This is a genomic window from Nocardia sp. NPDC004718 (assembly GCF_053601535.1).
Genome location: NZ_JBSGCA010000014.1, coordinates 60,374 through 83,715 on the forward strand (window position 1 = coordinate 60,374; position 23,342 = coordinate 83,715).

General features: G+C 66.1%; 23 protein-coding genes and 1 tRNA gene. 8 read left to right on the forward strand and 16 right to left on the reverse strand.

The features are described 5' to 3' along the window. Positions 1–168 precede the first annotated feature (168 nt). The gene (locus ACWEH3_RS13265; protein WP_450020316.1) at positions 169–501 is read left to right on the forward strand and encodes a Clp protease N-terminal domain-containing protein; all 333 of its coding nucleotides are present in this window, start codon (positions 169–171) and stop codon (positions 499–501) included. 693 nt (positions 502–1,194) lie between these two features. Here the strand turns inward: ACWEH3_RS13265 and ACWEH3_RS13270 are convergent. The 3 genes from ACWEH3_RS13270 to ACWEH3_RS13280 form a co-directional block, all read right to left on the reverse strand. After that, the gene (locus tag ACWEH3_RS13270) at positions 1,195–1,644 is read right to left on the reverse strand and encodes a TIR domain-containing protein (protein WP_450020314.1); all 450 of its coding nucleotides are present in this window, start codon (positions 1,642–1,644) and stop codon (positions 1,195–1,197) included. 74 nt (positions 1,645–1,718) lie between these two features. Continuing rightward, positions 1,719–2,582, reverse strand: coding sequence for an HIT family protein (locus ACWEH3_RS13275; RefSeq protein ID WP_450020312.1), 864 nt, complete (start codon positions 2,580–2,582; stop codon positions 1,719–1,721). A 164-nt stretch (positions 2,583–2,746) separates the two neighbouring features. Continuing rightward, positions 2,747–3,334, reverse strand: coding sequence for a hypothetical protein (locus ACWEH3_RS13280; RefSeq protein ID WP_450020310.1), 588 nt, complete (start codon positions 3,332–3,334; stop codon positions 2,747–2,749). Positions 3,335–3,979: 645 nt separating this feature from the next. On the opposite strand from ACWEH3_RS13280, the gene ACWEH3_RS13285 reads away from it, so the two are divergent. After that, positions 3,980–4,420, forward strand: a complete 441-nt coding sequence (locus tag ACWEH3_RS13285) for a hypothetical protein (RefSeq protein ID WP_450020308.1) — start codon at positions 3,980–3,982, stop codon at positions 4,418–4,420. Between the two features lie 231 nt (positions 4,421–4,651). Here the strand turns inward: ACWEH3_RS13285 and ACWEH3_RS13290 are convergent. The 5 genes from ACWEH3_RS13290 to ACWEH3_RS13310 all read right to left on the reverse strand — a co-directional run bounded on the left by ACWEH3_RS13290 (position 4,652) and on the right by ACWEH3_RS13310 (position 9,234). After that, a tRNA-Ala gene (locus ACWEH3_RS13290) sits at positions 4,652–4,727 on the reverse strand. 91 nt (positions 4,728–4,818) lie between these two features. Next, the gene (gene sepX, locus ACWEH3_RS13295) at positions 4,819–5,949 is read right to left on the reverse strand and encodes a divisome protein SepX/GlpR (protein WP_450020306.1); all 1,131 of its coding nucleotides are present in this window, start codon (positions 5,947–5,949) and stop codon (positions 4,819–4,821) included. A 262-nt stretch (positions 5,950–6,211) separates the two neighbouring features. Next, on the reverse strand, positions 6,212–6,862 hold the full coding sequence (locus tag ACWEH3_RS13300; RefSeq protein ID WP_450020304.1) for a GNAT family N-acetyltransferase: 651 nt from the start codon (positions 6,860–6,862) through the stop codon (positions 6,212–6,214). 12 nt (positions 6,863–6,874) lie between these two features. Then, on the reverse strand, positions 6,875–8,131 hold the full coding sequence (glp, locus tag ACWEH3_RS13305; protein ID WP_356963844.1) for a molybdotransferase-like divisome protein Glp: 1,257 nt from the start codon (positions 8,129–8,131) through the stop codon (positions 6,875–6,877). Positions 8,132–8,277: 146 nt separating this feature from the next. Further along, positions 8,278–9,234, reverse strand: coding sequence for a UTP--glucose-1-phosphate uridylyltransferase (locus tag ACWEH3_RS13310; protein WP_450020302.1), 957 nt, complete (start codon positions 9,232–9,234; stop codon positions 8,278–8,280). 67 nt (positions 9,235–9,301) lie between these two features. Here ACWEH3_RS13310 and ACWEH3_RS13315 point away from each other — a divergent pair, with 67 nt between their 5' ends. The 4 genes from ACWEH3_RS13315 to mscL all read left to right on the forward strand — a co-directional run bounded on the left by ACWEH3_RS13315 (position 9,302) and on the right by mscL (position 11,551). Continuing rightward, positions 9,302–9,910, forward strand: coding sequence for a 5-formyltetrahydrofolate cyclo-ligase (locus tag ACWEH3_RS13315; protein WP_450020300.1), 609 nt, complete (start codon positions 9,302–9,304; stop codon positions 9,908–9,910). A gap of 69 nt (positions 9,911–9,979) precedes the next feature. Beyond that, positions 9,980–10,279, forward strand: coding sequence for an FmdB family zinc ribbon protein (locus ACWEH3_RS13320; protein ID WP_355074600.1), 300 nt, complete (start codon positions 9,980–9,982; stop codon positions 10,277–10,279). Between the two features lie 87 nt (positions 10,280–10,366). Then, positions 10,367–11,029, forward strand: a complete 663-nt coding sequence (locus ACWEH3_RS13325) for an SAF domain-containing protein (RefSeq protein WP_452358318.1) — start codon at positions 10,367–10,369, stop codon at positions 11,027–11,029. Between the two features lie 117 nt (positions 11,030–11,146). Beyond that, complete coding sequence (mscL, locus tag ACWEH3_RS13330; RefSeq protein WP_450026589.1) at positions 11,147–11,551, forward strand: large conductance mechanosensitive channel protein MscL; 405 nt, start codon at positions 11,147–11,149, stop codon at positions 11,549–11,551. 66 nt (positions 11,552–11,617) lie between these two features. Here mscL and ACWEH3_RS13335 read toward each other — a convergent pair whose 3' ends face one another. The 8 genes from ACWEH3_RS13335 to ACWEH3_RS13370 all read right to left on the reverse strand — a co-directional run bounded on the left by ACWEH3_RS13335 (position 11,618) and on the right by ACWEH3_RS13370 (position 19,819). Next, positions 11,618–12,289 carry an MspA family porin gene (locus ACWEH3_RS13335; protein ID WP_450026587.1) on the reverse strand — a complete coding sequence of 224 codons (672 nt, stop codon included), beginning with the start codon at positions 12,287–12,289 and terminating at the stop codon, positions 11,618–11,620. 66 nt (positions 12,290–12,355) lie between these two features. Next, a complete protein-coding gene (locus ACWEH3_RS13340; RefSeq protein ID WP_450026585.1) occupies positions 12,356–13,030 on the reverse strand; it encodes an MspA family porin in 675 nt (224 codons plus the stop codon). Between the two features lie 324 nt (positions 13,031–13,354). After that, positions 13,355–14,026 (reverse strand): MspA family porin, encoded by a 672-nt coding sequence (locus ACWEH3_RS13345; RefSeq protein ID WP_450026583.1) that lies wholly within the window; start codon positions 14,024–14,026, stop codon positions 13,355–13,357. Positions 14,027–14,092: 66 nt separating this feature from the next. Then, positions 14,093–14,767, reverse strand: coding sequence for an MspA family porin (locus ACWEH3_RS13350; RefSeq protein WP_450026581.1), 675 nt, complete (start codon positions 14,765–14,767; stop codon positions 14,093–14,095). Positions 14,768–15,461: 694 nt separating this feature from the next. Beyond that, positions 15,462–16,028 carry a MogA/MoaB family molybdenum cofactor biosynthesis protein gene (locus ACWEH3_RS13355; RefSeq protein ID WP_355074614.1) on the reverse strand — a complete coding sequence of 189 codons (567 nt, stop codon included), beginning with the start codon at positions 16,026–16,028 and terminating at the stop codon, positions 15,462–15,464. 29 nt (positions 16,029–16,057) lie between these two features. Then, complete coding sequence (locus ACWEH3_RS13360; RefSeq protein ID WP_452358319.1) at positions 16,058–17,428, reverse strand: S1C family serine protease; 1,371 nt, start codon at positions 17,426–17,428, stop codon at positions 16,058–16,060. Positions 17,429–17,667: 239 nt separating this feature from the next. Next, the gene (locus ACWEH3_RS13365) at positions 17,668–19,122 is read right to left on the reverse strand and encodes an ATP-binding protein (RefSeq protein ID WP_450023090.1); all 1,455 of its coding nucleotides are present in this window, start codon (positions 19,120–19,122) and stop codon (positions 17,668–17,670) included. A 10-nt stretch (positions 19,123–19,132) separates the two neighbouring features. Then, positions 19,133–19,819 (reverse strand): response regulator transcription factor, encoded by a 687-nt coding sequence (locus tag ACWEH3_RS13370; protein WP_450023088.1) that lies wholly within the window; start codon positions 19,817–19,819, stop codon positions 19,133–19,135. A gap of 356 nt (positions 19,820–20,175) precedes the next feature. Between ACWEH3_RS13370 and ACWEH3_RS13375 the strand changes: the two genes are divergently transcribed. Together ACWEH3_RS13375 and ACWEH3_RS13380 are read left to right on the forward strand one after the other, a co-directional pair. Next, complete coding sequence (locus tag ACWEH3_RS13375; RefSeq protein ID WP_450023086.1) at positions 20,176–22,935, forward strand: ATP-binding protein; 2,760 nt, start codon at positions 20,176–20,178, stop codon at positions 22,933–22,935. Then, positions 22,932–23,342 (forward strand): roadblock/LC7 domain-containing protein, encoded by a 411-nt coding sequence (locus ACWEH3_RS13380; RefSeq protein ID WP_355074622.1) that lies wholly within the window; start codon positions 22,932–22,934, stop codon positions 23,340–23,342. Before ACWEH3_RS13375 ends, ACWEH3_RS13380 begins: the two co-directional genes overlap by 4 nt.

Below are 23,342 nucleotides of genomic sequence, written 5' to 3' on the forward strand. Positions count from 1 at the left end.
GGGAGCCCGTCGCTCACGTGCAGCCGACTCAATGACGGTGCGCGCGTGAGAACGGACGAGGGGTTCTACGGGTGGCGGTTCTGGATCTGCAAGAAGTACAAGGACTCGTGGGGTCACACCTATTACCAGTGGACAGAGGTTCTCGGGCAGTAGTGGGACACTGGCGGGATGGCAGACGACGAGTTGATTCGGACGCCGCGCTATGAGCAGGTGGTCGCGGCGGCCGCGGACATCGCACACAACCGCGGCGACGGGTTCATCGGCGTCGAGCATCTGATGCTGGCGATCCTCGCCGATGCGGACTCGGTTCCTACCCAGGAACTGTGCGCCCTCGGCATCGACCCGGCCATGATCACGGCGGCGCTCGACACCACGATGAAAGACCCCGGGTACCTCACCGAGTCTTACCGAGCCCGTCACCTTGATGGAACGGTGACCGAATACGACCCCGTGACCGGCGCATCGTGGGTCGTACAGGAGAAACCGACGCGGCCGGAGTAGGACGCTGATACCGCCCGTTCCCAATGTGGGGCGGGCGGTGGCGTTCATAGCCGCCGCCCCATCCTTACGGCTCACCACACCACGCACGACACACTTCGACTCCTCGCGGAGCCGATCAACACGGGTTCGAGACTGCTCGAAAACGCAGAAGACCGTGCAGATGTTGAGAGCTTCTGTTGATGACGTCTCGATGCGAGCCGACATCATAGCCCTGACCTGCACGGTCATTGCGGACTACGTAGGAGCGTATTCGAGGAAGGACTACCTACGGGGTCGGTCCACGCCGTGAAGGAACGCTTTGCCACGCGCGCCCGCCGAGGGCATCAAACCCCAACCCGACCCCGCACCGAGACTGTCGCCAGTCGATTCACGCCAGCCCTCCGCGTAGAGATCGCGGCGAAGTACACAGCGGGCACGTCGTGCACTCAACTCGTCCGCGACTACAGTCTCGGCAAGGGAACGGTACTCAAGCTCCTGCGCGAGGCGGGCGTCACTATGCGCAACCAAAGCCTGACCGAGGAGCAAATTACCGACGCGACACAACTCTACGAATCGGGTCAGTCGCTCGCGCGAATCAGTGAGCGGTTCAGAGTCGGTTCAGGTACCATTCAGCGGGCCTTGCGTAGACGAGGTGTTGCCATGCGGGATACACAAGGGCGGGAGCGGCGATGAAGATGCTCCCGGGTACACCTTTTAGTGGCGCCCTTGGCTCGAAGCCGCGTCTTCGATCCACCTACCCAGATTCGCCGCCCCACCATTCTTGTTCCATAAATAGACGGGATACTGCGACGGCAGCGGATTTACACCAAGATTATCGGTTTCTCCGCGCTGATTCTTGATTCCGGCTATATGGACTCCCAGCAAAGCCTTCCCCAACTCGATACTTTTCTCTATTTCATATTTGACCCATCGGCGACCAGCGGTCTCAGCTCCGATGAGTACAACGGTCACAGACGTGCCGTTAAGTTGCTTGTCAATCCATGCTTGTATACCACCAGGCGTTTGCCGCTTAACGGTTTCCCATTGCGCCTTGTCATAGAACGGGTTTTTATCGAATGCGCTCACCACGTTCGAGTTACGCACCTGCCCAACCCTCCAGGCGTCGCGCTGGTAGTGGAAACTAAAAAACACTTTCCGAGCCACTTCTTCTCCTTTATTGAGCTATCGAGTTCGCGTCGATCCAGCGGTCGCTCCAGCCTTCACGCGCGAGGGTTATTTCACCACAACCAGGTATACAATCCCGCAATCGACAAGCCAGCAATTAGCAGAGGCAAGTACACTGGTGCGACCGACCAGGATTTCCAATCCTGCAAATCCGGCCAATAATTGCCCCGATTGCTTGCCGTACCGGCAAGCGTAGGATTCATGGAAAAGACAGGAGTGGGCCCACCTTCTGCAACCTTGTCATAAAGTTTGCGGAAGGCGCGCTCTTGCTTGAGGTAGTTCGCATCTAGCAGGGCAAAAATCGCGACAGCAATGACACCAATGATCGCAACAAGTGGGGCGTCCTTGGTGATCGCATACCCATAGGTGGCCGTCACAATCGGCAACAGCCAAGATTTCGCCGAGGATGAGGCTTGCGCCATACGCGTCACAACAGCTTGAATGAATCCCAAATGCTGTCGACGATCCTCAGGCGACGACATTGGGCCACCTTCTTTGATCGAAGCTTTGATCTGCTGAGCAGCGTCATTCAGCGTAGCGTCAGTTTCTTCCGTGCCAGACGGCCAGATCGCTGGCATCCGATCGTTGTCCCACCTCGGGACGAGATGCACATGCATGTGGTTAACAGTCTGCGTCGCAGCGTCACCGTTCGACTGAATTATGTTGAGTCCGTCCGGTGCCAGTCCGTCACGAATCGCCCTTGCCACGTTGATAGTGGCAAGCGAGAGCGGAGCAAGCTCATCATTGCGCAGCCCCCAGACCTCGGGCACATGACGAACCGGAATCACCAACGTATGACCGTGCGTCGCGGGTTCCAGAGGAAAGAATGCAACAACATTTGCATCTCGGTATATTTCTCGGACGTTAGAGTCTTGTCCGCTAGCGATTGCGCAGAATGAGCAGTTTGAGTTTGTCACAGCCTATACCAATCCCAAATCGTATCGCAGTGTCACCGCGCCAAAAATCTTGATAGAACTCTATGAGCTTCCATTAAGCGACGGAGTGTGGGATGCACACCCATTCGACGCCCTTGGTGGCCATCCGGTGCGACCATGTCTACCCGAAGGAGCTACGCGATCCCCTATGCGCTTCGCGTAATATGATAATAATTACCGAGTTTTCGCCCGAATGACCGAACATCTTCGGCGATATTTTGCGCAGGATGCACAGCCGCCATCAGTATATCCACCCCGTCCCGTACCTTCTCGATCGTCTTGTACAGACCTAAGTACTCCTGCCCGACAAAGCTACCGGAATCATTTGTCTCGATTGGACAGATAGAGACCCGATCCGGCCCCTTCTCGCCATCGAAATAGCCCAATTCCCAAGGCATCCACTTTGACTTGGAGGATGCGCGAGACGTAGCGAATACAAGAGAGGTAGATTGGTTCATTCGACCGCGCAGTCGATCAGCCGTTGCCGCAGAAACTTTTGACCGATCCAACTCCGGGTCGTCAATCCAGTCTACATAGACTGTCAGCCCGAGTCCCTGCAAAATGTTTCGCAGCCCTGTGATCAAAATGGCATCATGGAAACTGTGGCTCAGAAATATATCAAATCTGCCATACTGATTGCTTTTCGCTTCACGAGAGAGAACGCTGCCAGCCGCACTGGCGGTGATAGCACCAGCTGCCCGACGCAAATCGTCTGCCGTGTAGTACGCCGCCACGGTTCGATACACCTTTCGCCGCCTGAGTCAACGAGCTAACTGCCGATAAGTCTGAGATCCGCAGTTCGCGCGCCCACAGCCTGCGAGTAACCTCGCCTGACAGAGGCGGACGCTCCGCTCACAGCAAAAGCCTACGCCGGTCAAATGACAAGTATGGGATTCCGCGTCGGTAGTCCAGCACCCTCGAAGCAACCCCACATCCCTCGCGATTATCCACAGCCTGGGGATAAATCTGCAAACCCAACGGTTATCGTATGTTTGTTCGACTACAGCCTGTGGAGCGCGTCACAATGTCTGTGGATGAATTTCAAACTATGAGTTAGCTCACATTTTTCACATACTAATTACTACATAGAGTAGTATGCGCCGCCGCCTCCATGGGCCGCCCGCGCCGATCCGTCGGCAGCGCAGCCGGTCGGAAGGTCAATCGGCACAGGCCACCGGCAGCCCACTCACCGAGCGGCCTACGTCGAAATCACCGTCCCTACAAGATGATTGGACTCCAGTTCGACGGCTGGGTCATGCCGCAGAGCGGGGTGGTGTGCGTGTGGGTACCACTCCGTGGCGCCCGTCACGAGCGCACATCCCGCCTCATCACACCGAAGCCAAGGGACGAGGCGGCACCTCCCATCATTCTTCTGCCGCATGCGCAAGGACTGGGACTGCGATCTGCCGTTCCTGCCAGTCGAACACGTCGAAGCGGCCATCCTCGACCACTACCGCACCCTCACGCTGACGCCTGAGTTCATCGCCAACATCACGGCGATCCTCGATGACACCGTGGCAGATCGCCAAGGCAGCGTGCGCGCGATGCACACCCAGTTCACCAAGCGACTGAAGGAGTTGGGCGTCAAGGAAGAACGATTGCTCGACCTCGCCACTGACGGCGGCTTCGGCTTCCGCACGGCAAGATCAAGACCCGACTCCGCAAGATCGAAATGGAACGCGAGAGTGCGCGATCCCGAAGGCTCGAAACGGCAACCGAGCTTGCCGCCGGTGTTGAGGTCGTCAAGACCGCTCTGGAGCTGGCGTCGAACCCTTTCAGCCTCTACAGCCGCGCCGACAATGACACCCGGCGATTCATGAACCAGACCTTCTATGAGGCGTTCTACCTCGATGCGGATGGCGTACAGGCGGACACACGCAACCAACCGCTCGATGACTTCCATGAAGCAGAACGGCTATGGGCGGCCATGTCGACACAGCCAACAAGGACTAGACGCCCCCGCGATGCGGGAGCCTCTAGTCGGAAGAACCTCACCGGAGAAACAACCCTTGCGGGCATTGTTTCGGTCTCCGGTTTAATAGGAACCCCTGTGGTGGAGCTAAGGGGAATCGAACCCCTGACCTTCTCGATGCGAACGAGACGCGCTACCAACTGCGCTATAGCCCCGTGCGGTTCCGGGGAACCGCGCTGTGACACTGTATCAGGCCAGCACCCTAGACTCCGAATCGGTACCCTGACCTGCGGATATGCCGGAGCGCTACGCGCCCGCCGCGCGGCGGATGTCGCCGCTGGTGCGGGTGCGCAGGGCGCGGGCGGTGGCCGGGTCGAAGGGGTCGAGGTGGGCGAACATGGGGTCTTCGTCGTCGGGCTCGATCAGGGTGGAGCGGCGACGGATCGCGCGGGCGGTGTCGCGGTCCATGGTGCCGCGCCCGGTGCGGCTCCGGCGCGCGCGTGGATCGGCTTCGCCCTGGTGGCCGCGGTGGAGGCGGGCCGCCCGGTTACGGCGGATCTCCTCTTCCATCCGCACCTGCTTGCGAAGGTAGGCCAGGTAGGTCGCCAGCACCGCGACGGCGAGTCCGCAACCCCACCACAGCATGGGGGTGAACACGAACGCGAGGCCGCCGAAGAGGATGGCGGTGAGCAGCAGGCCGAGCACGGCGCGCTGCCGGAAGGTGTAGCGGGCCGCGCGGGCGATGGCGTCGGCCTCGGGATCGTAGCCGCCACGACCACGGCGGCTGGGGACGAAATCCGGCTCGTCCGGGCCCGCGTCGTCGTAGTCGTCGTAGTCGTCGTACTCGTCGTAGTCCACGATGGCGGGCGCGGTGGAGCGCGCAGGCGGGATTCTGGCCGCGACCGGCTCGGGGTGGTGTGCGCCCACGCGGTCATCATCGGTCCCCGTGTCGATCTTCGCAGCGACTTCGGCGGCTTCGTCGTCGCCCGGCTCGTCGTAACGCGTCTCGCGGTCCTCCGCTTCGTCCTCCTCCGGTGTGGCGGAGGCGAAGTCGTCGATCTCGATGTCGTCCGTTTCGGCGGCAGCGATGTCGGATGCCACGGCGTCGTCGGCCGTGGGTGTGTTCTCCTCGTCGGTCTCGGTGACGGGCTCGTCGGCCGGTGTCGTCATCCGGTCCTCCGCATCATCGCTGTGGGGATACTCTCTCGGTACGCGGCGTCCATCGTGTCGCCCACGGGGTCGCCAGTTCGGATCGGTTTCGTGCCCGGCGGCCGGGCCCTTCTTGAGACGCCGTTTACCGCCGCCGCGGTGCAGGACCCTGGTTGCCAGCGCGGCGTCGGTGGTCCGGCGGATTCTGGGGTGACGGTCGGCGAGGATCGGGAACAGGACGAAGACCCAGAGCACGACCAGACCGATCCAAAGGATCGAATTCGGCATCGCGTCAACACCTCCGTCCCGCCTGGATTTCCTCCGGCTCGGCCCGCCAGCGGCGCGTCACACGCCCCGCGCTCGGCCGGCCCCCGTCCGACGCGACGGCGCGGACGCCGATCCCCTCGCAGGCTCACTGCCGATGGCACAAGACGCACCATCGACGTCCGTAGGCTAATTCCGGGTAGCACCAAGTTCCGGCAGGCGCGCCGTGCACATCCGCCACACCTGTCACACTCCCACCAATGTCACCGCGATCCGGTGGCCGGTTCTACAGCAGGGTGACGCGCCCCTCTCGCGCCAGCCGGTCCAGGACCGTTCCGGCCAGTTCCTCGACGGTCATGCCGACCAGCAGGTGATCCCGCCAGGCGCCGTCCACGTCGAGGTAGCGCCGCAGCAGCCCCTCTTCCCGGAAACCGACATTGCGCAACACCGCCTGGCTGGCCAGATTCTCGGGTCGAACGGTCGCCTCCACCCGATGCAGGCCGACTGGCCCGAAGCAGTGGTCGAGACCGAGCGCCAGCGCCGCCGTCGCGACGCCTTGCCCACTGAGATCCTTGGCCACCCAATAGCCGATCCAGGCCGAGCGCAGTGCGCCGCGCACGATATTGCCTACGGTCAGCTGCCCGCCGAACGCGCCGTCGACTTCGATCACCAACGGGATCATCGCGCCGCGCCTGGCCTCCGCCTTCAGGCTCGACCACAGCGACGGCCAGTTGGAAGCGTGGTTGCGCGCCTCCCACGCCCCGCGGCCGGTGGGCTCCCACGGCTCGAGATGCGCTCTGTCCCGCAACCGGATCCGGCTCCAGGCCGCCGCGTCGCGCAGTCGCACCGGACGCAAGGTCACCTGCCCCGCCGCCACCCGAACCGGGCCGAGCCGAGCGGGCCATCCCGGATGCTGCGTCGCCCGGAAAACGTTCATAGCTTCCACGTCTCAGCCGCGCTGTGCGAGAAAGGCGACCTGGACTTCGTCACCGGTGCGGATGTCGGTGTCGTCCGGGTCTATCACGATCAGGCTGTTCGCCTCGGCGAGCGTGGCGAGCAGGTGCGAGGACGAGTTCCCGTTGCCGAGCGGCTGCACGAGGTATTCGCCGGTGGCTTCGTCCCGCATGAGCTGCGCGCGCAGGTACCCCTTGCGCCCTTCCATGGAACTGATCGGCGTGATGGTTCGCGCGCTGATTATCCGGCGCATGGGATGCCTGCGCCCCAACGCGATTCGGATCAAAGGCCGCACCATCACCTCGAACACCACCAGCGCGCCCACCGGGTTGGAGGGCAGCAGGAACGTCGGCACCTCGTCGCGGCCGAGCCGCCCGAAGCCCTGCACCGAGCCGGGATGCATGGCCACGCGGGTGATTTCGAGCTCGCCGAGCCCTTCCAGCGCCTCTCGGACCTGTTCGGAAGCCCAGCCACCGACCGCGCCCGCGATGACGACCACCTCGGAGCGCACCAGCTGCCCCTCGACCACATCGCGCAGCCTGCGCGGATCGGAACTGACGATGCCCACACGGTTGACGTCCGCGCCCGCATCCCGCGCGGCCGCGGCCAGCGCGTAGGAGTTCACGTCGTAGACCTGGCCGGGGCCCGGGGTGCGGTCGATATCGATCAGCTCGCCGCCCACGGAGAGCACCGATAGTCGCGGACGCGGGTGCACCAGCACTTTGTCTTGACCGACCGCGGCGAGCAGCCCGACCTGCGCTGCGCCGATGATGGTTCCCGCACGCACCGCCACATCGCCCGGCTGGACGTCGTCACCGATCCGCCGCACGTAGTCGCCGGAGCGCACCGGCTCGTACACCTTGATCCTGGCCCGCCCGCCGTCGGTGAAATCCAGCGGGAGCACGGCGTCGGCGAGCGTCGGCATCGGCGCGCCGGTGTCCACCCGGACGGTCTGGCGCGGTTGCAAGCGGATCGGCTGACGTGAACCGGCGACCACCTCGCCGACCACCGGGAGGGTCAGGTCGACGAGTTCGCCTTCTTCGTCCCGAATGTCGGCCCCCGCGGAGGCGACGTCCACGCTGCGCACGGCATAACCGTCGATGGCCGCCTGGTCGAAGCCGGGCAACGGCCGTTCGGTGACGACGTCCTCGGCACACAGCAGGCCCTGGGCCTCGGAGATCGCGACCCGGACCGGCCGGGGCGCGACCGCCGCGGCGGTCACCTTGATCTGCTGATCCTCAACCGAGCGCATCCAGCCCTTCCTGATCCTCTCCGCACTCCATCCGATCTCGCCCGCGCGCGCGATCCCGCCGCGGCGCAAGCGCATTCGCGCGCACCGCGGTGAACCATCATTCGTACCCGACGGTCCACTCTCGGCGAAACCCCCGGCCGGGTCCGTCAGTCGTCGGTCGTCAGCTGCGGATCCCAGTCCGGACCGAGGCGGTGCTGCAGCCACTCCCGCAGAGCGGGGCCGTATTCCTCTCGTTCCAGTGCGAAATCGACCGCAGCACGAAGATAGCCGCCCGGGTTGCCCAAATCGTGGCGCGACCCACGGTGCACCACCACATGAACCGGATGCCCCTCGGCGATCAGCAGTGCGATGGCGTCGGTGAGTTGCAGTTCGCCGCCCGCGCCGGGCTCGATGCGGCGCAGCGCGTCGAAGATCGCGCGATCGAGCAGGTACCGGCCCGCGGCGGCGAACGTCGACGGCGCGTCGGCGAGGGCGGGCTTCTCCACCATGCCCTTGACACGCAGCACATTCGGGTTCACCGCGTCGGGCACGGGCGCGACGTCGAAGACACCGTAGGCGCTGACCTCGTCCTTGGGGACGTCGATGGCGCACAGCACCGTTCCACCGCGCTTGCGGCGCACCCGGCACATCACATCCAGCACGCCGCGGGGCAGCACGAGGTCGTCGGGCAGCAGGACGGCGATGGCGTCCTCGTCGTCATCGAGGGCCCGCTCGGCCTGGGCCACGGCGTGCCCGAGCCCGAGCGGCTCCTCTTGCACCACCGAGGTGACATCGAGCAGTCCCGGCGCCTTGCGCACCTTCTCCAGCAGCTTGAACTTGCCGCGCTCCTCCAGCGTGCTCTCCAGCACCAGGTCCTCGACGAAGTGCGCGACGACACCGTCCTTGCCCGGAGACGTGACGATCACCAGCCGCTCGGCGCCGGAACCGGCCGCCTCGGCGGCGACCAACTCGATGCCGGGTGTGTCCACCACAGGAAGAAGTTCCTTGGGCACCGTCTTGGTCGCGGGCAGGAACCGCGTTCCGAGCCCGGCAGCGGGCACCACGGCCGTGCGGAAGCACGACACCCCCGCGGCGTCACCGGACTGTCCGGCCTTTGCTGTCATACGCATACCCTATCCATCCATCACGCCGCCGGATCGGCGTCGCGCCGACCGGTCCCGGGGTGAGCCTATGGTGATCACTGTGAAGATGCCCGGCGAGCGCGACAAACATGCATGGCGCACCGAACTCCTCGCCCGCCGAGCTGTGATACCTGCCACGGAACGCGAAAAGGAAGCGTTCGCCCTGGCCGCAGCGGTCGAAGCGGTCAGCGCTCGCGGGTGGGTCTGCGCGTATGTACCGGTGGCGGGCGAACCGGGATCGACCGCGATGCTGGACGCGCTGCTGGCCGGTGGTGCGCGGGTACTGCTGCCGGTTACCGGGCCACCGGGACCGCTGAGCTGGGCCGAATACACCGGAGCGGGCGCCCTGCGACGGGCCCGCTACGCGTTGCTGGAACCCACCGGCGCCGTGCTGCCGCCGGAGACCGTCACCCGCGCCGAACTTATCCTCGTCCCCGCCCTCGCCGTGGACTTGCGCGGCGTGCGGCTCGGCCGTGGAGCCGGTTACTACGACCGCACGCTGCCCGCCGCACGGCCGGACGCGCGCCTGGTCGCGGTGGTCCGGGACGACGAACTGGTCGACCGATTGCCGGAGGAACCGCACGACCTGCGCATGGGCTGGGCGCTCACGCCGCGCGGTGGCCTGCGCCGGCTGGGCGACGATTACCCTGGGGAATGAAACACCGATTGGCGGTGTTGGCACTGTCGGCTGTAGAGTGCCAGATCGACGAACACCGCGGAGGATCCTGTGCCTACTTACTCGTATGCGTGCACCCAGTGTGACAACCGCTTCGACATCGTTCAGTCGTTCACGGACGAAGCGCTGACCGTGTGCTCGGAGTGCTCCGGGAAGCTGCGCAAGCTGTTCAACTCGGTCGGCATCGTCTTCAAGGGCAGCGGCTTCTACCGCACCGACAGCCGCGGTGGCTCCTCCACCGCCAGCGAGCCCGCCAAGTCCGACAGCAGCTCGAGTTCGTCTTCCACTTCTTCCGACTCCGGCTCGTCGAGCGGGTCGACCGCGTCCACCAGCACGGCCGTAGCCAGCTGATTCGACGGTTTTCCACAGCCGGTCACCTATCCACAGCGTTCCTTGATCCTGGCCGGGCGAGCGCACGTCCGGCCATAGGATCCGGCCATGACTCGCGCACTCGCCGATCTGGGCCGTGGCTGGAATCTCTCCGGGTGGCAGCGCCCGCCCTGGGCCGACGCCGTACTCGCCCGACGATTGCTGGCCGCCGTTCTCGCCGTGCTCGCGGCGTTCCTCTTTTTTCGGGGTGATCCCGGCGCCGAGCGCACCACGGTGCTCGTCGCGGGCCGGGACCTCGCGCCCGGACGACTTCTCGAGGCGGATGACCTACGCGCCGTCCCGCGCGAAGCGGGCACGCTACCGGCGGGCGCGGTCACCGATCCGGCCGCGCTCGTCGGCGCGACGCTGACCGGCGCCATGCGCCGAGGTGAGGTATTCACCGACCTGCGCGTCGTCGGCCCGCGCTTGGCCGCGGCGGCGGCCGGCGCCCGCGAGGCGCGGATCGTGCCGGTCCGCCTCGCCGACACGGCGGTCGCCGACATCTTGCGCGCGGGCGATCGCGTCGACGTGATCGGCGCCGAAGACGCGGGTGGGCCCGGCGCCCGTCCCGCCCGCACCCTCGCCACCGATGCCGCCGTAGTGCTCGTCTCAGGCGCCGGTGCGGGGAGGGGAGCCGCCGAACGCGTGGTCTTGGTCGCGATGGACGCCGAGCACGCCACCGCCGTCGCGGGCGCGTCCCTGCGCACCGCACTCACCGTCGTCTTTCACTGACCCGCCGATCATGCTTCGCCGAATATTCACCGATGGCTCATTAGCATCGGGCCTACCGGCGCGCGGGTACCGCCGAGCAGGACTGCCCAGCTCCACGGAAAAGAGGAGACACCGGCCATGCTCAAAGAGTTCAGAGATTTTCTGTTCCGCGGGAATGTGATCGACTTGGCGGTCGCCGTGGTCATCGGTACGGCGTTCGTCGCGATCATCACCGCGATCAGCAACGGAATCATCAATCCGCTGCTCGCCGTCATCGGCGGGCCCGGCGATGTCGGCCTGGGTTTCCGGTTGGTGGCCGACAAGCCGGCGACCTTTGTCCAGGTCGGTCCCATCATCACGGCCGTGATCAATTTCCTGATCATCGCCGCGGTGCTGTTCTTCGTGCTGGTGCTGCCCGCCGCGCGATTGAAGAAGCGCTTCCGGCCCGACGACACCACACTCACCGATTCCGAGGTGCTGATCCAGATCCGCGACCTGCTCGCCGAGGGCCAGACCAGCTCGGGCGGGCGGCACGAATTCTGAGTTCGACCGTGCCGCATGCGAAACGGGCCCGTTGGCGACGGGCCCGTTCGCGTGAGTATCCCTCGCTCAGCCGAGGCTGAAGGGCTGTCCCCACAACGTCACCCACGTGATGACATTGTCGGTCTCGACCTCGACGCTGATAAAGGCCCGCGCCTGGGCATAGCCCCCACAACCGTTCAAGCCGATGGTCTCATCAGCCCACGTCACCGAACCACTCGTGCCCTTGAAGGCATTACGGGTCTTGTGCGTCTCGTTACCGAAATCGTCGGCCTGCTCCAAATCGAGCACATAGAACGACTTCGCCTGACCCGGACCCAACGACAGGTTGCCACCGGAGTTGGCACCCACGCCACCGGTGACATTCTGACCGTCGCTCCAGTCCACATTGCCATCCACACCACCGGTGGCACCACCACCAGCGATATTCACCTGACAGCCCACGGTGTAACCCGGGAAGATCTTGCCCCCGGCCGTACCCGACAGGTCCACTTGCGCACTACCGGACACCCATGCGTTGCGGTGCAGAGGTGTAGCGCCCATGGACGGGCTGATGGTCGCGGATTCGCCGACCAGACGGATGGTCACGACGGTGCCATCGGAGAGCGTCTTGGTCAGCTCCCCACCCGGCAGCGGAACGAAGGTGTCGGCATTCGCCGCACCCGTCGAGAGCAGGCCTACCGCGATAGCCCCGGACGCGCACAGCCCGGCCGCGCGCGCCAGCATTTTACGATCGAACATGACGGTGATTCCCCTAAGGTTTCGAGTTCGCTTCAGCGAAAAGAGATTTGATGGATCCGACCCGCGTCAGCCGATGCTGAACGGCATCCCGTAGAGGGTGGTCTTCGAGTAGTGATCGCCGATGATCTCGACGACCGTGTACGAACGCGCCTGCGCGTAACCCGCGCAGCCCTGGATCTGAATCTCGGCATCCTGATACTCCACCGAGTACACACCCGGCTTCAGGATGTCCTTGTAATCGATCTGAACGAACTTGACCTCGCCGGGACCGAGGTTGACGCCGATCGAACCACCGGCGCTGGCGCCGCTGAGGTTCACGCTGCCCGACACACCGGCGGAGATCGCGTCGTCGGCGATGCTGACCTGGCAGCCGACGACGTAACCGGTGCTCAACTGCGAGGCACCGTGAGTGGACGAATTATTCGTTCCCGGGTTCCCGGTCGGACCGTTGTTCGGCCCGATCGTCCCTTCGGGGGTGACGGCTACATCGGCGACGGCGTTCCCCGAAACCCACACGACACGGCCGGCACCGTTCGCGGCAAGGGATGGGGAGATCAGGGCGCGCTCACCGGTGCGAGCGATGTTCACGCCAGGTCCTGCCTTGTGACCGTCCGGCAACGGCACGAAGACATCGGCATTGGCAGCGCCGGTCGACAATAGACCGGTAGCTACGGCCGCCACGGCGGCGGCGCCCGCGACGCGGACGCCTCGAGACAGACCGTTGATGCGGTACTTGCTCATGTTTTTCCTCATCAGGTTGCATCCGCCCGCCCCAGGGTGTCGAGGCGGGACGTGTCCCTCCAAAGCCGACGGCGCGCAGTGGAATGTGTTGTCCACCAGACGTTCCGCCGACCCATCGCGTCATCGAGCGATCTCGGACGAAACAATGCTATTCGGTATCAACCAGACTTTTCCGGAAATTCAGGCAATTCGTCTCGCGAAGTAACGGATCCGACTAGGATCGCGCCGCCCTTGCGGCACAGTCCAATTCATGACGAAATGGACCCGCCGCGCCGCGAGGGGTCCATTTCATCTGTCGCTATGGGTTTTTCACTTGCCGTTCGCTCAGCCGAGGCTGAAGGGCTGTCCCCACAACGTCACCCACGTGATGACATTGTCGGTCTCGACCTCGACGCTGATAAATGCCCGCGCCTGGGCATAGCCCCCACAACCGTTCAAGCCGATGGTCTCATCAGCCCACGTCACCGAACCACTCGTGCCCTTGAAGGCATTACGGGTCTTGTGCGTCTCGTTACCGAAATCGTCGGCCTGCTCCAAATCGAGCACATAGAACGACTTCGCCTGACCCGGACCCAACGACACGTTGCCACCGGAGTTGGCACCCACGCCACCGGTGACATTCTGACCGTCGCTCCAGTCCACATTGCCATCCACACCACCAGTGGCACCACCACCAGCGATATTCACCTGACAGCCCACGGTGTAACCCGGGAAGATCTTGCCCCCGGCCGCGCCGGAGAGCTCGACCTGCGCGCTGCCCGAGACCCACGCGTTGCGGTGCAGCGGCGTCGCGCCCATGGACGGGCTGATGTTGGCCGATTCGCCGACCAGACGGATGGTCACGACGGTGCCATCGGAGAGCGTCTTGGTCAGCTCCCCACCCGGCAGCGGAACGAAGGTGTCGGCGTTCGCCGCACCGGTGGAGAACAGGCCCATGGCGATGGTGGCAGCGGCGCCGAGGCCGGCCATCCGCGCCAGGTTCTTACGGTTGATCATGGTTTGGTATCCCTCGAGGGTTGAGTCCGCTTCAGCGGGAAGATGGTTCGTTGGGTTCGACAGACGTCAGCCGATGCTGAACGGCATCCCGTAGAGGGTGGTCTTCGAGTAGTGATCGCCGATGATCTCGACGACCGTGTACGAACGCGCCTGCGCGTAACCTGCGCAGCCCTGGATCTGGATCTCGGCATCCTGGTATTCGACGGAGTAGACACCGGCCTTGAGGATGTCCTTGTAGTCGATCTGAACGAACTTCACTTCGCCGGGACCGAGGTTGACGCCGATCGAACCGCCCGCGCTGGCGCCGCTGAGGTTCACGCTGCCGGACACACCGGCGGAGATCGCGTCATCGGCGATGCTGATCTGGCAGCCGACGATGTAACCGGTGCTCAACTGCGACGAACCATGCGTCGAGGAGTTGTTGGTTCCGGGGTTTCCGGTCGGACCGTTGTTGGGACCGATGGTGCCTTCCGGCGTCTCGGCGACATCGGCGACGGCGTTGCCCGACACCCAGACCACCCGGCCTGCGCCGTTGGCGGCCAGCGACGGCGAAATCAGGGCCCGCTCTCCGTTCCTGGTGATCGTCACGCCGGGCCCTACCTTCTGACCGTCCGGCAACGGCACGAAGGTATCGGCATTGGCGGCACCGGTCGAAAGCAGGCCCATGGCAACAGCCGCGGCAGCGCCTACGCCCGCGACGCGGGCACCGCGGCGCAGACCTTTGGTGCGGTTCTCGCTCATACTTCCCCTCATCAGGTTCAAACAGTCAACCTCGACCATCGAGGCTGGACAGTGGTCCTCTCAGGCCCAGCTCAGTGTGTCGCCCCTTTGTTGCCGATGTGTAACCGGTTGTTATTTCGGCGCAACGGGCAGGGGGCAACGGAACCGAGCCGGGTTCCGCCGAGCGGGCTTTCACGCGTGCCGGCACCCACGACTGCGGGTCCCAATGTGAGTGGCTCGATGGGAGATTAAACGGTTCGTAACGACCGCCGCAACGAAAAGTTTCGTAAAGTTCAAGGTGACTCGCATCACACTTGCGCACATCCGAATATGGCTTGACGTGCATAAATACCGGTTCGCTACAGCCGATTCCGGCGGGAAAACCGAGATGGCGACACAGAAGGGCCAGCGTACGGATACGGGACACGACCGTAAGGATCTCGTCCGGATTATTTCCGGTCGGAAATGATCACTGGCGCGTTTCGGAAGCCAGGGGAAACGACTACGTAGCTACTACGTAGATAACGGACTCAGCCGTGATGCGGGGGAACCTGGGCGCGCAGCCAGTCGTCAGCGGACCGGACGTCGTCGCGTTCGTCGCGCTCGTCGGCGGTGGTGTCGGGCAGCGCGTCGCCGAAGACCTTCGCCAAGCGCGCGGCATCCCTCGCCCGGCCAGCCGCCGGGCGAGGGTGCTCAGAAGGCGTGGGGGCGCTAATTACTCGACCAATCCGGAGAGTTCACCGATCACCCGGCTGGCGAGCGGGCCGAGCGTCGCCATGCCGTCGCGAACGGCGGAACGGGTGCCGGGCAGGTTGACCACCAAGGTGCTTCCGGACACGCCGGCCACACCGCGGGAGAGGCCCGCGTCCAGCGAGCCTGCCACCCGGCCGGAGGAACGAAGGGCTTCGCTGATCCCCGGCAACTCGCGGTCGAGCACCTGCGAGGTGGCCTCGGGCGTCACGTCGCGCGGGGACATGCCCGTACCGCCGACGGAGATCACCAGATCGACGCCGCCGATCACCGCCGTGTTGAGCGCGTTGCGGATCTCGACCTCGTCGGCCTGCACCGACACCGACGCGTCCACGAGGAAACCCGCTTCGGTGAGCAGCTCGGTGACCAGCGGGCCGAGCGAGTCAACACCTCCATGCGCCGTCCGATCGTCCACGACCACCACCAGAGCACGCCCCGCCACAGGAGCATCGATTTCCATGGTGCTCACCGTAGCGCCTGCGTCCAGCAACTCGGCGGCCGCACCGAGAACGTCGGCGTCCACATCGATCATCGGCCCAGGCCCGCCGGGCACCGCGCGCATCACCGGCCGCCGTCCGCGGGCGCGCCGGAGAGGGTCACCTCGACGGTCTTGGCATTGTTGCCTTGATCATCGGTGTAGGTGACTTTCACCTTGTCTCCCGGTTGGTGCGAGCGCACCGCGGCGACGAGCGCGTTCCCGGAATCGATCGGGCGGTCGTCGACCTTCGTCACGACTGCCCCCGGCGGGATGCCCGCGCGCGCGGCGGGGCCGTCCGCCGTGACGTCGCGAACCTTCGCGCCGGAAACCTGCTGCGCCGGGTCCTGCTGCCGCGACACCGTGATGCCGATCTGCGCGTAGGTGGCCTTGCCGGTCTTGATCAGTTCGTCGGCCACCCGGCGCGCCTGATCGACGGGGATCGCGAACCCGAGTCCGATCGATCCGGTCTGGCCGCCCGCTGTCTCGGCGGGCCCGAGCGTCGCGATGGCGGTGTTGATGCCGATCAGCTTGCCGCTGCCGTCCACCAGCGCGCCACCCGAGTTGCCCGGGTTGATCGCGGCATCGGTCTGGATCGCGTCGATCACCGGGCTGACCGCGGCGCCCGCCTCGCTTCCGTCGCCGGTGGTCACGACGGGCCGGTTCAGCGCCGACACGATGCCCGTGGTGACCGTGCCCGCAAGGCCGAGCGGCGACCCGATCGCGACGACCGGCTGGCCGACTTGCAGATTCGCCGAGCCACCCAGCTCGATGGGAGTGAGGCCGGTCTTCCCGGAAACCTTGATGACGGCCAGGTCGGAAACCGGATCGGCGCCGACCAGCGTGGCGGGCGCGCTGCTGCCGTCGGAGAACACGACCTCCATCTTGGCGCTGGGCCCGCCACCCGCGGCGACGTGGTTGTTGGTCAGGATCAGGCCGTCGGAGGACAGGATCACCCCGGAGCCCTCCCCCTCGGCCTTACTGCTGGCCACCTTGATCATCACGACGCTGGGCAGCACCTTCTGCGCGACCGCCTGGGTGGAACCGGCCGGAGCGTTCACGGCGTTGCTCACGTTCGGCTTCGGAGCGTCCAGCGCGTTGGTCACCGGTGCCCGACCGTCGTCGCCGTGCGTGACCAGCGCACCGACCGCACCGCCGATACCGCCGCTGACCAGCGCGAGCGCGACCGCGCCCGCGGCCAGACCCGCGCGGAACGGACGCCGGGCCTGCGCGGGCGGTGCGCCGTAGGGGCCGTGCGGTTGCGTGGCGTCGGCCGGTGGACCGAAGGACGCCGGATACCCGGGGAACGGCGCGGCCGGATGGTGCTGCGGAGGGAACTGCGCGGTGGGATGCTGTGCCGCCTGCGGGCCGTAACCGGGGGCGTGCGCCTCCCCTGGCCCGAACGCGCCCGCGTCCGGCGCACCCGGCTCCCGGCGATCCTTCGAATCCTCGGTCATGGACTCCTCGTTTCTGCTCACGTCTCGTCCAGGTTGGCCGCGGGGACTGAGAGCGGACTGAGACCGCGCTTTCAGTTTTCCGAGAGCTGCCGGTGCGAAATAGAATCACTGGCAACTTGATGTCTCAAATCCTGCCGCAAACCAATCGGAGCATTGTCCGAAATACCTCACCGACGACGAATATTCCGCACAGAACTCGAGATTGTGACGGAAATGGAGTTCCGCCGCTCGCTATTGCGTCAATCGGACACCGGCGCGCCCGGCTCGCCGGGCAACACGATGCGAACGACGGCGCCGCCGCGTTGCGAGGTATCAATGGCGATCGTACCGCCGTGTTTCGTCACCACCTGTTTGACGATCGCCAGGCCGAGGCCCGAGCCCGGCATCGATCGCGACGACATGACCCGATAGAAACGCTCGAACACCAGCTCGCGTTCCGCCGCCGGAATACCGGGACCGGCGTCGTCGATGGACAGCTCCAGCAACCCCGGGCCGCTCTCCCGCATCAGAATGCGCACCTGTGCGCCCGCCGGGCTCCACTTGGCCGCGTTGTCGAGCACGTTCAGCACCGCACGCTCCAAGCCCGCCTCGTGCCCGTAGACGAACCACGGCCGCAGGTCGGCGAGGAACTCGATGCCGGTGCGGCGACGGCGGGCGCGCTCGAGCGCGCGTTCCACGACCTCGCCCAGATCCACGCGCTCGTAGACGGTCTCCGGCGCGTCCTCGCGCGCGAGATCGACCAGGTCGCCCACGAGCGTGGACAACTCCTCGATCTGCGCCATCACGTCGGCGCGCAGTCCGGCCATGTCCTCGTCCGGGATACGCGGAGCGCCGGGACGGCTCGACGCGATGAGCAGTTCCATGTTGGTCCGCAGGGACGTGAGCGGCGTGCGCAGCTCGTGCCCGGCGTCGGCGACGAGCCTGCGCTGCCGGTCGCGCGACTCCGCGAGCGCGCGCAGCATCGTGTTGAAACTCTCTGTGAGCCTTGCCAGTTCGTCGTCGCCGGTCACCGGGATCGGGGTCAGGTCGTCGGTGCGGGCGATGCGCTCGGTGGCCGCCGTCAGCCGCGCGATGGGCCGCAGGCCCGTGCGGCCGACCGCCGTGCCCGCCGCGGCGGCCAGTATGACGCCGCAGCCGCCGACGACGAACAACAGCCAGGCGAGCCGGTCGAGCACCTCCCTGGTGCGGTCCAGGCGCTGGGAGATGACCAGCGTCGCACCGGAGTTGGTATAGACCGCGAGCACGCGCTGATCGCCGTCGGTGCGCAGCGACGAACTGCGTTCCCCGCGGGCCACGGCCACCTCCTGCGGCCCCACCGGCGGATCGGTGGACTGCGGCGGCAGCCAGCGCCGCAGATCGGGATAGATCAGCGCGATGCCGGTGTCGTCGTAGAAGGCGGCGGCGACCATCAGATTCAGGTTGTTGAACCCGTACGGGTTACTGGCGATCACCGCCGTGGACCGGCTGCGCAACTGAGCGTCCACGTCGGCGTACAACGCGCGCGCCACCAGCGCGTACGCCGCGATCGAGGTGACCGCCACCGCGATCGCCACCACGGAGGCGGCCAGCAGCGTCACCCGCCACCGCAGGGAGACCGACCGCGTCAACGGCATGGGCGGCCGCATGTCCACGGGCTCGGACGGACGCTGGCCGAGTGCGGCGACGGCGGGACGCTTGGGAGGTGTTCGTGCCATGACCGAGGACCTACGGCGGCGTTTCACGCAGCACATAGCCGACGCCGCGCACCGTGTGGATCAGCCGCGGCTCGCCCTCGGCCTCGGTTTTGCGGCGCAGATAACCGATGTAGACCTCGAGCGCGTTTCCCGAGGTCGGGAAATCGTAGCCCCAGACTTCCTCGAGAATGCGGCTACGGGTGAGCACGCGGCGCTGGTTCGCCATCAGCATTTCCAGCAGTGAGAACTCGGTGCGAGTGAGACTGATCTGCCTGGCGCCGCGGGACACCTCGCGGGTCACCGGATCCAGCGACAGGTCGGCGAACTTCATCGCTTCTGACGCGTCCCCCGGGCCCGCGGTCGTGCGCCGCAACAGCGCGCGCAACCTGGCCAGCAGTTCCTCCAGCGCGAACGGCTTCGGCAAATAGTCGTCCGCCCCGGCATCGAGCCCGGCGACCCGCTCCGATACCGAATCCCGCGCGGTGAGAACCAGTATCGGCAAATCATCGCCCGTACTCCGGAGACGGCGGCAGACCTCGAGCCCGTCCAGCCGGGGCATCATCACGTCCAGGACGAGCGCGTCGGGTCGCTGGACGGTTGCCTTCTCCAGCGCGTCCACACCGTCCACCGCGAGATCGACGGAGTAGCCGTTGAAGGTGAGCGACCGGCGCAGCGATTCCCGGACCGCCCGATCGTCATCGACCACCAGAATGCGCATGCCACCAGTTTGACCGCACCGACTGAGAGGTAACTGAGAGGGCGCTCCCGACACGCCGTGGTGAGCAGCCACGACACGCCACGGTGCGTTGCCCCCGTCAACCCGGGGTGACCAGGGTCTTCCACGGCCCCGCGGAGAAGTTGACGCGTCCCTTACGCATTCCACCGCGAAACTCGTTCTCTATAGCCATATTCGGTAATTTGCGCAGCGGCTCCCCCGGATTGCCGATGACCACTCTGCACGGTATGTTCCGTGCGGTAAAAAGAAGACCTCTAGTTGGTTCTTTGCGGGTTGAATCAATACCGAACAGCCACGCGCGCCCGAGGTCACTGGTGAAGCGGAGGCGACGGAAGCGGATGGAAGCTGCACCGCGGTCCTGGCAATTCAGCCTGTCGAACTGGTCGGTCACCCGCAAGGTTGGCGTGGTGCTGGTGCTTCCGGTGCTGCTGGCGACTGTCTTCGCCGTGCTCCGAATCAACAACGAACTGCGTACCATGGCGCAGTTGGACGCGGCGACCGAACAAGCCATCATCATCCGGCCGATCGTCAAGTTCGGTTCGGCCACCGAGCAACTCGGCGTCACCGCGACCGCCACCTGGGGCAACGCCGCGGACCCGCAGACCGACGCCGCGCTGACGAAGTTCGACCAGGCACTGGCCGAACTGGAAGCCGCCTTGCAGACCACCAAGGTCAGCGGCCGGGTCACCTCCGAACTCGCCTCGGCCATCGCCACCGGCACCACGATGCGCAACAGCCTGCGCAACGGCTCGCCCGCCATGGTCGGCGAGCAGTCCGACGAGATCATGGTCCGCATCGGCAACGCGCTCGCGCTCTCGCCGTCGGTGGACGACCTGGTCATCCAGCGGTACTTCCTGCAGCTGGCTTCGGTGCAGACCGCGCGGCGCGTGCTCACCCAGCAGCGCATACTGATCGGCTCGCCGGACGCGGGCCGCAACCCGAGCGTGCGGCCCCGCGTGCTGGTCGCCGCGGGCGCCGAGATCACGATGATCTACCAGTACGCGCAGATCCTGCCGGACTACGCGGGCAACATGCGCCCGCTGCTGGACGCGGTGCAGACGCGTCTCGGCACCTTCAGCCAGAACGCCGCCGATCCGGCGACCAATCCCGCCGTCATCGATTCGCTGCTGATCAGCTCGGACACCTATGAGAAGACCACCGCGCAGCTGATCGATACCATCGACAGCGCCTTGGCCGCGCGCACCACCGAGGCGCAAGCCGGTGCGCTGCGCGAGACGACGATCGTCATCGGCATGCTGCTCGCGGGTCTCGCCCTGGCGCTCTCGGTCGCTCGTACCCTGGTCGTCCCGGTCCGCCGCCTGCGGCGGGACGCGCTCGAGGTCGCGCACATCAAGCTGCCCGACGAACTCGCCGTGGTGCGCGCGGGCGGTACCACTCCCGAGATCACCCCGGTCGCGGTGCACTCCACCGACGAGATCGGCCAGCTGGCCCGCGCCGTGGACGAGATCCACGAGCAGGCGCTCAACCTCGCCGCCGACCAGGCCCGTCTGCGCCTGCAGATCGGGAACATGTTCGAGACCCTCTCGCGCCGCAGCCAATCGCTGGTCGAGCAGCAGCTGGCGCTGATCGAGGACCTCGAGCACGACGAGGACGACACCGACCGGTTGCAGAGCCTGTTCCGCCTCGACCACCTGGCCACCCGCATGCGCCGCAACGGCGACAACCTGCTGGTGCTCGCCGGTACCGCCTTGCGCCGCGGCCAGCTGCACCCGGTACCGCTGTCGGACATGCTGTGGAGCGCGGTTTCCCAGGTGGAGGACTACCAGCGCGTCGAGATCGGCGCGGTGCCCGATGGCATCGTCGCGGGCGAGCCCGCCGTCGACATCGAGCACCTGCTCGCCGAGTTGATCGACAACGCGCTGCGGTACTCCCCGCCGACCACGCCGGTCACCGTGATGGTTTCGCGCGCGGTGGACGGCGGCTACCTGATCGAGATCACCGACCGCGGCCTCGGCATGTCCCTGGAAGACCTGCAGACGACCAACGACCGGCTCGCCTCCGGTGGTGAGGTCACCGTCGAGACCGCGCGCCGCATGGGCCTGTTCGTCGTGGGCCGCCTGGCCAAGCGTCACACCATCACGGTCAGCCTGCGCCGCACGTCCACGATGGCGCAGCAGCCGGGCATCACCGCCAGCGTGCACCTACCCGGCGCGCTGGTCGCGCCGCCGATGGACGTCACCGATCCGGCGGGCAAGCCGCTCGATATCACCGCCGAGCACCAGCTGCCCTCCCTGGTCACGCCGCCCACGGGCGCGCAGCCGCGCAACCTGGTTCCGGTGCCGAGCCTGCCGCAGCGCGACACCGCACGTTTCGGCGTGACGAGTTCCGGCCTGCCGCAACGCCGTCCGGCCATCCGCGTCGCCGACACTCCCGACCAGCCCACGGTCTCCACGCCGGTCGGTCGGGCGGTCAACCCGGCGGATCAGCCCGCCACCCAGCCGTGGCCGGTGCTCACGCCGCGCGCGGACGACCGCACCCCCACCGGTCCGTTCGCCGCGGTGACGCCCGCCGCTGGCGAGCAGGCCGTCGAGCAGCAGCCCACGCGTACCGATCTGTGGACCGAGGTCAAGGACGACGAGCCGACGACCGGTCCCACACCCACCGTGCCGAGCCAGCCGCCCGCGCCGCAGATCACCGCCCGCTCCGGTCTGCCGATCCGGAAGCCGGCCGCCCCCGTCGAGCCACCGCAGGAGGCGGCGCCGGAACCCGCGACGGTGACTTCCTCCCGGCTGCAGCCGGTCGCAGGCTCGTCCCCGACCCCTATCTATCAACGCATGGTCTCGGAATGGCTGGTCGAGCCCTCGACCTCGCAATCGCCGGAAAGCTCGTGGTCCTCGCCTGGTGACGCGGGCTGGCTGGCCGCCGAGGACGCCAGCCATCCGACCACCACCGCGCGCACTGTCGGCGGGCTGCCGATTCGCAGGCCGGGCGCCCAGTTGGTGCCCGGCGGCCTGGCGCCCGCGGACGACGCGGGCCCGCGCGATCCGGAAGAAATCCGCAACAATTTGACCAGGCATCTCAGTGGGGTCCGCAGCGGGCGGGCCAATGCGCAGTACAACGACGGAGGGCTTGCATGACCAACGCGAAAAACAGCACCACGGACGAGAATCTGAACTGGCTGGTCGCCCGCTTCACCCGCGATGTGCCCGGCGTCTCCCATGCGGTGCTCGTATCGGCGGACGGCTTGTTGCAGGCCACCAGTCCGCACCTGCCCAGCGACCGTGCCGAACAGCTCTCCGCCGTCACCGCCGGACTCGCCAGCCTTTCCATGGGCGCGGCGTCGCTGTTCGACGGCGGCAAGGTGATGCAGTCCATCGTGGAGATGCAGCGCGGCTACCTGCTGGTGATGAGCGTCGGAAACGGCTCGCATCTGGCCGTGCTGGCGAACAAGACACACGACATCGGCCGGATCGGCTACGAGATGGCACTGCTGGTCGATCGGGTGGGCTCGGTGGTCACCGCCACCGCGCGCACCGCTGTCTGA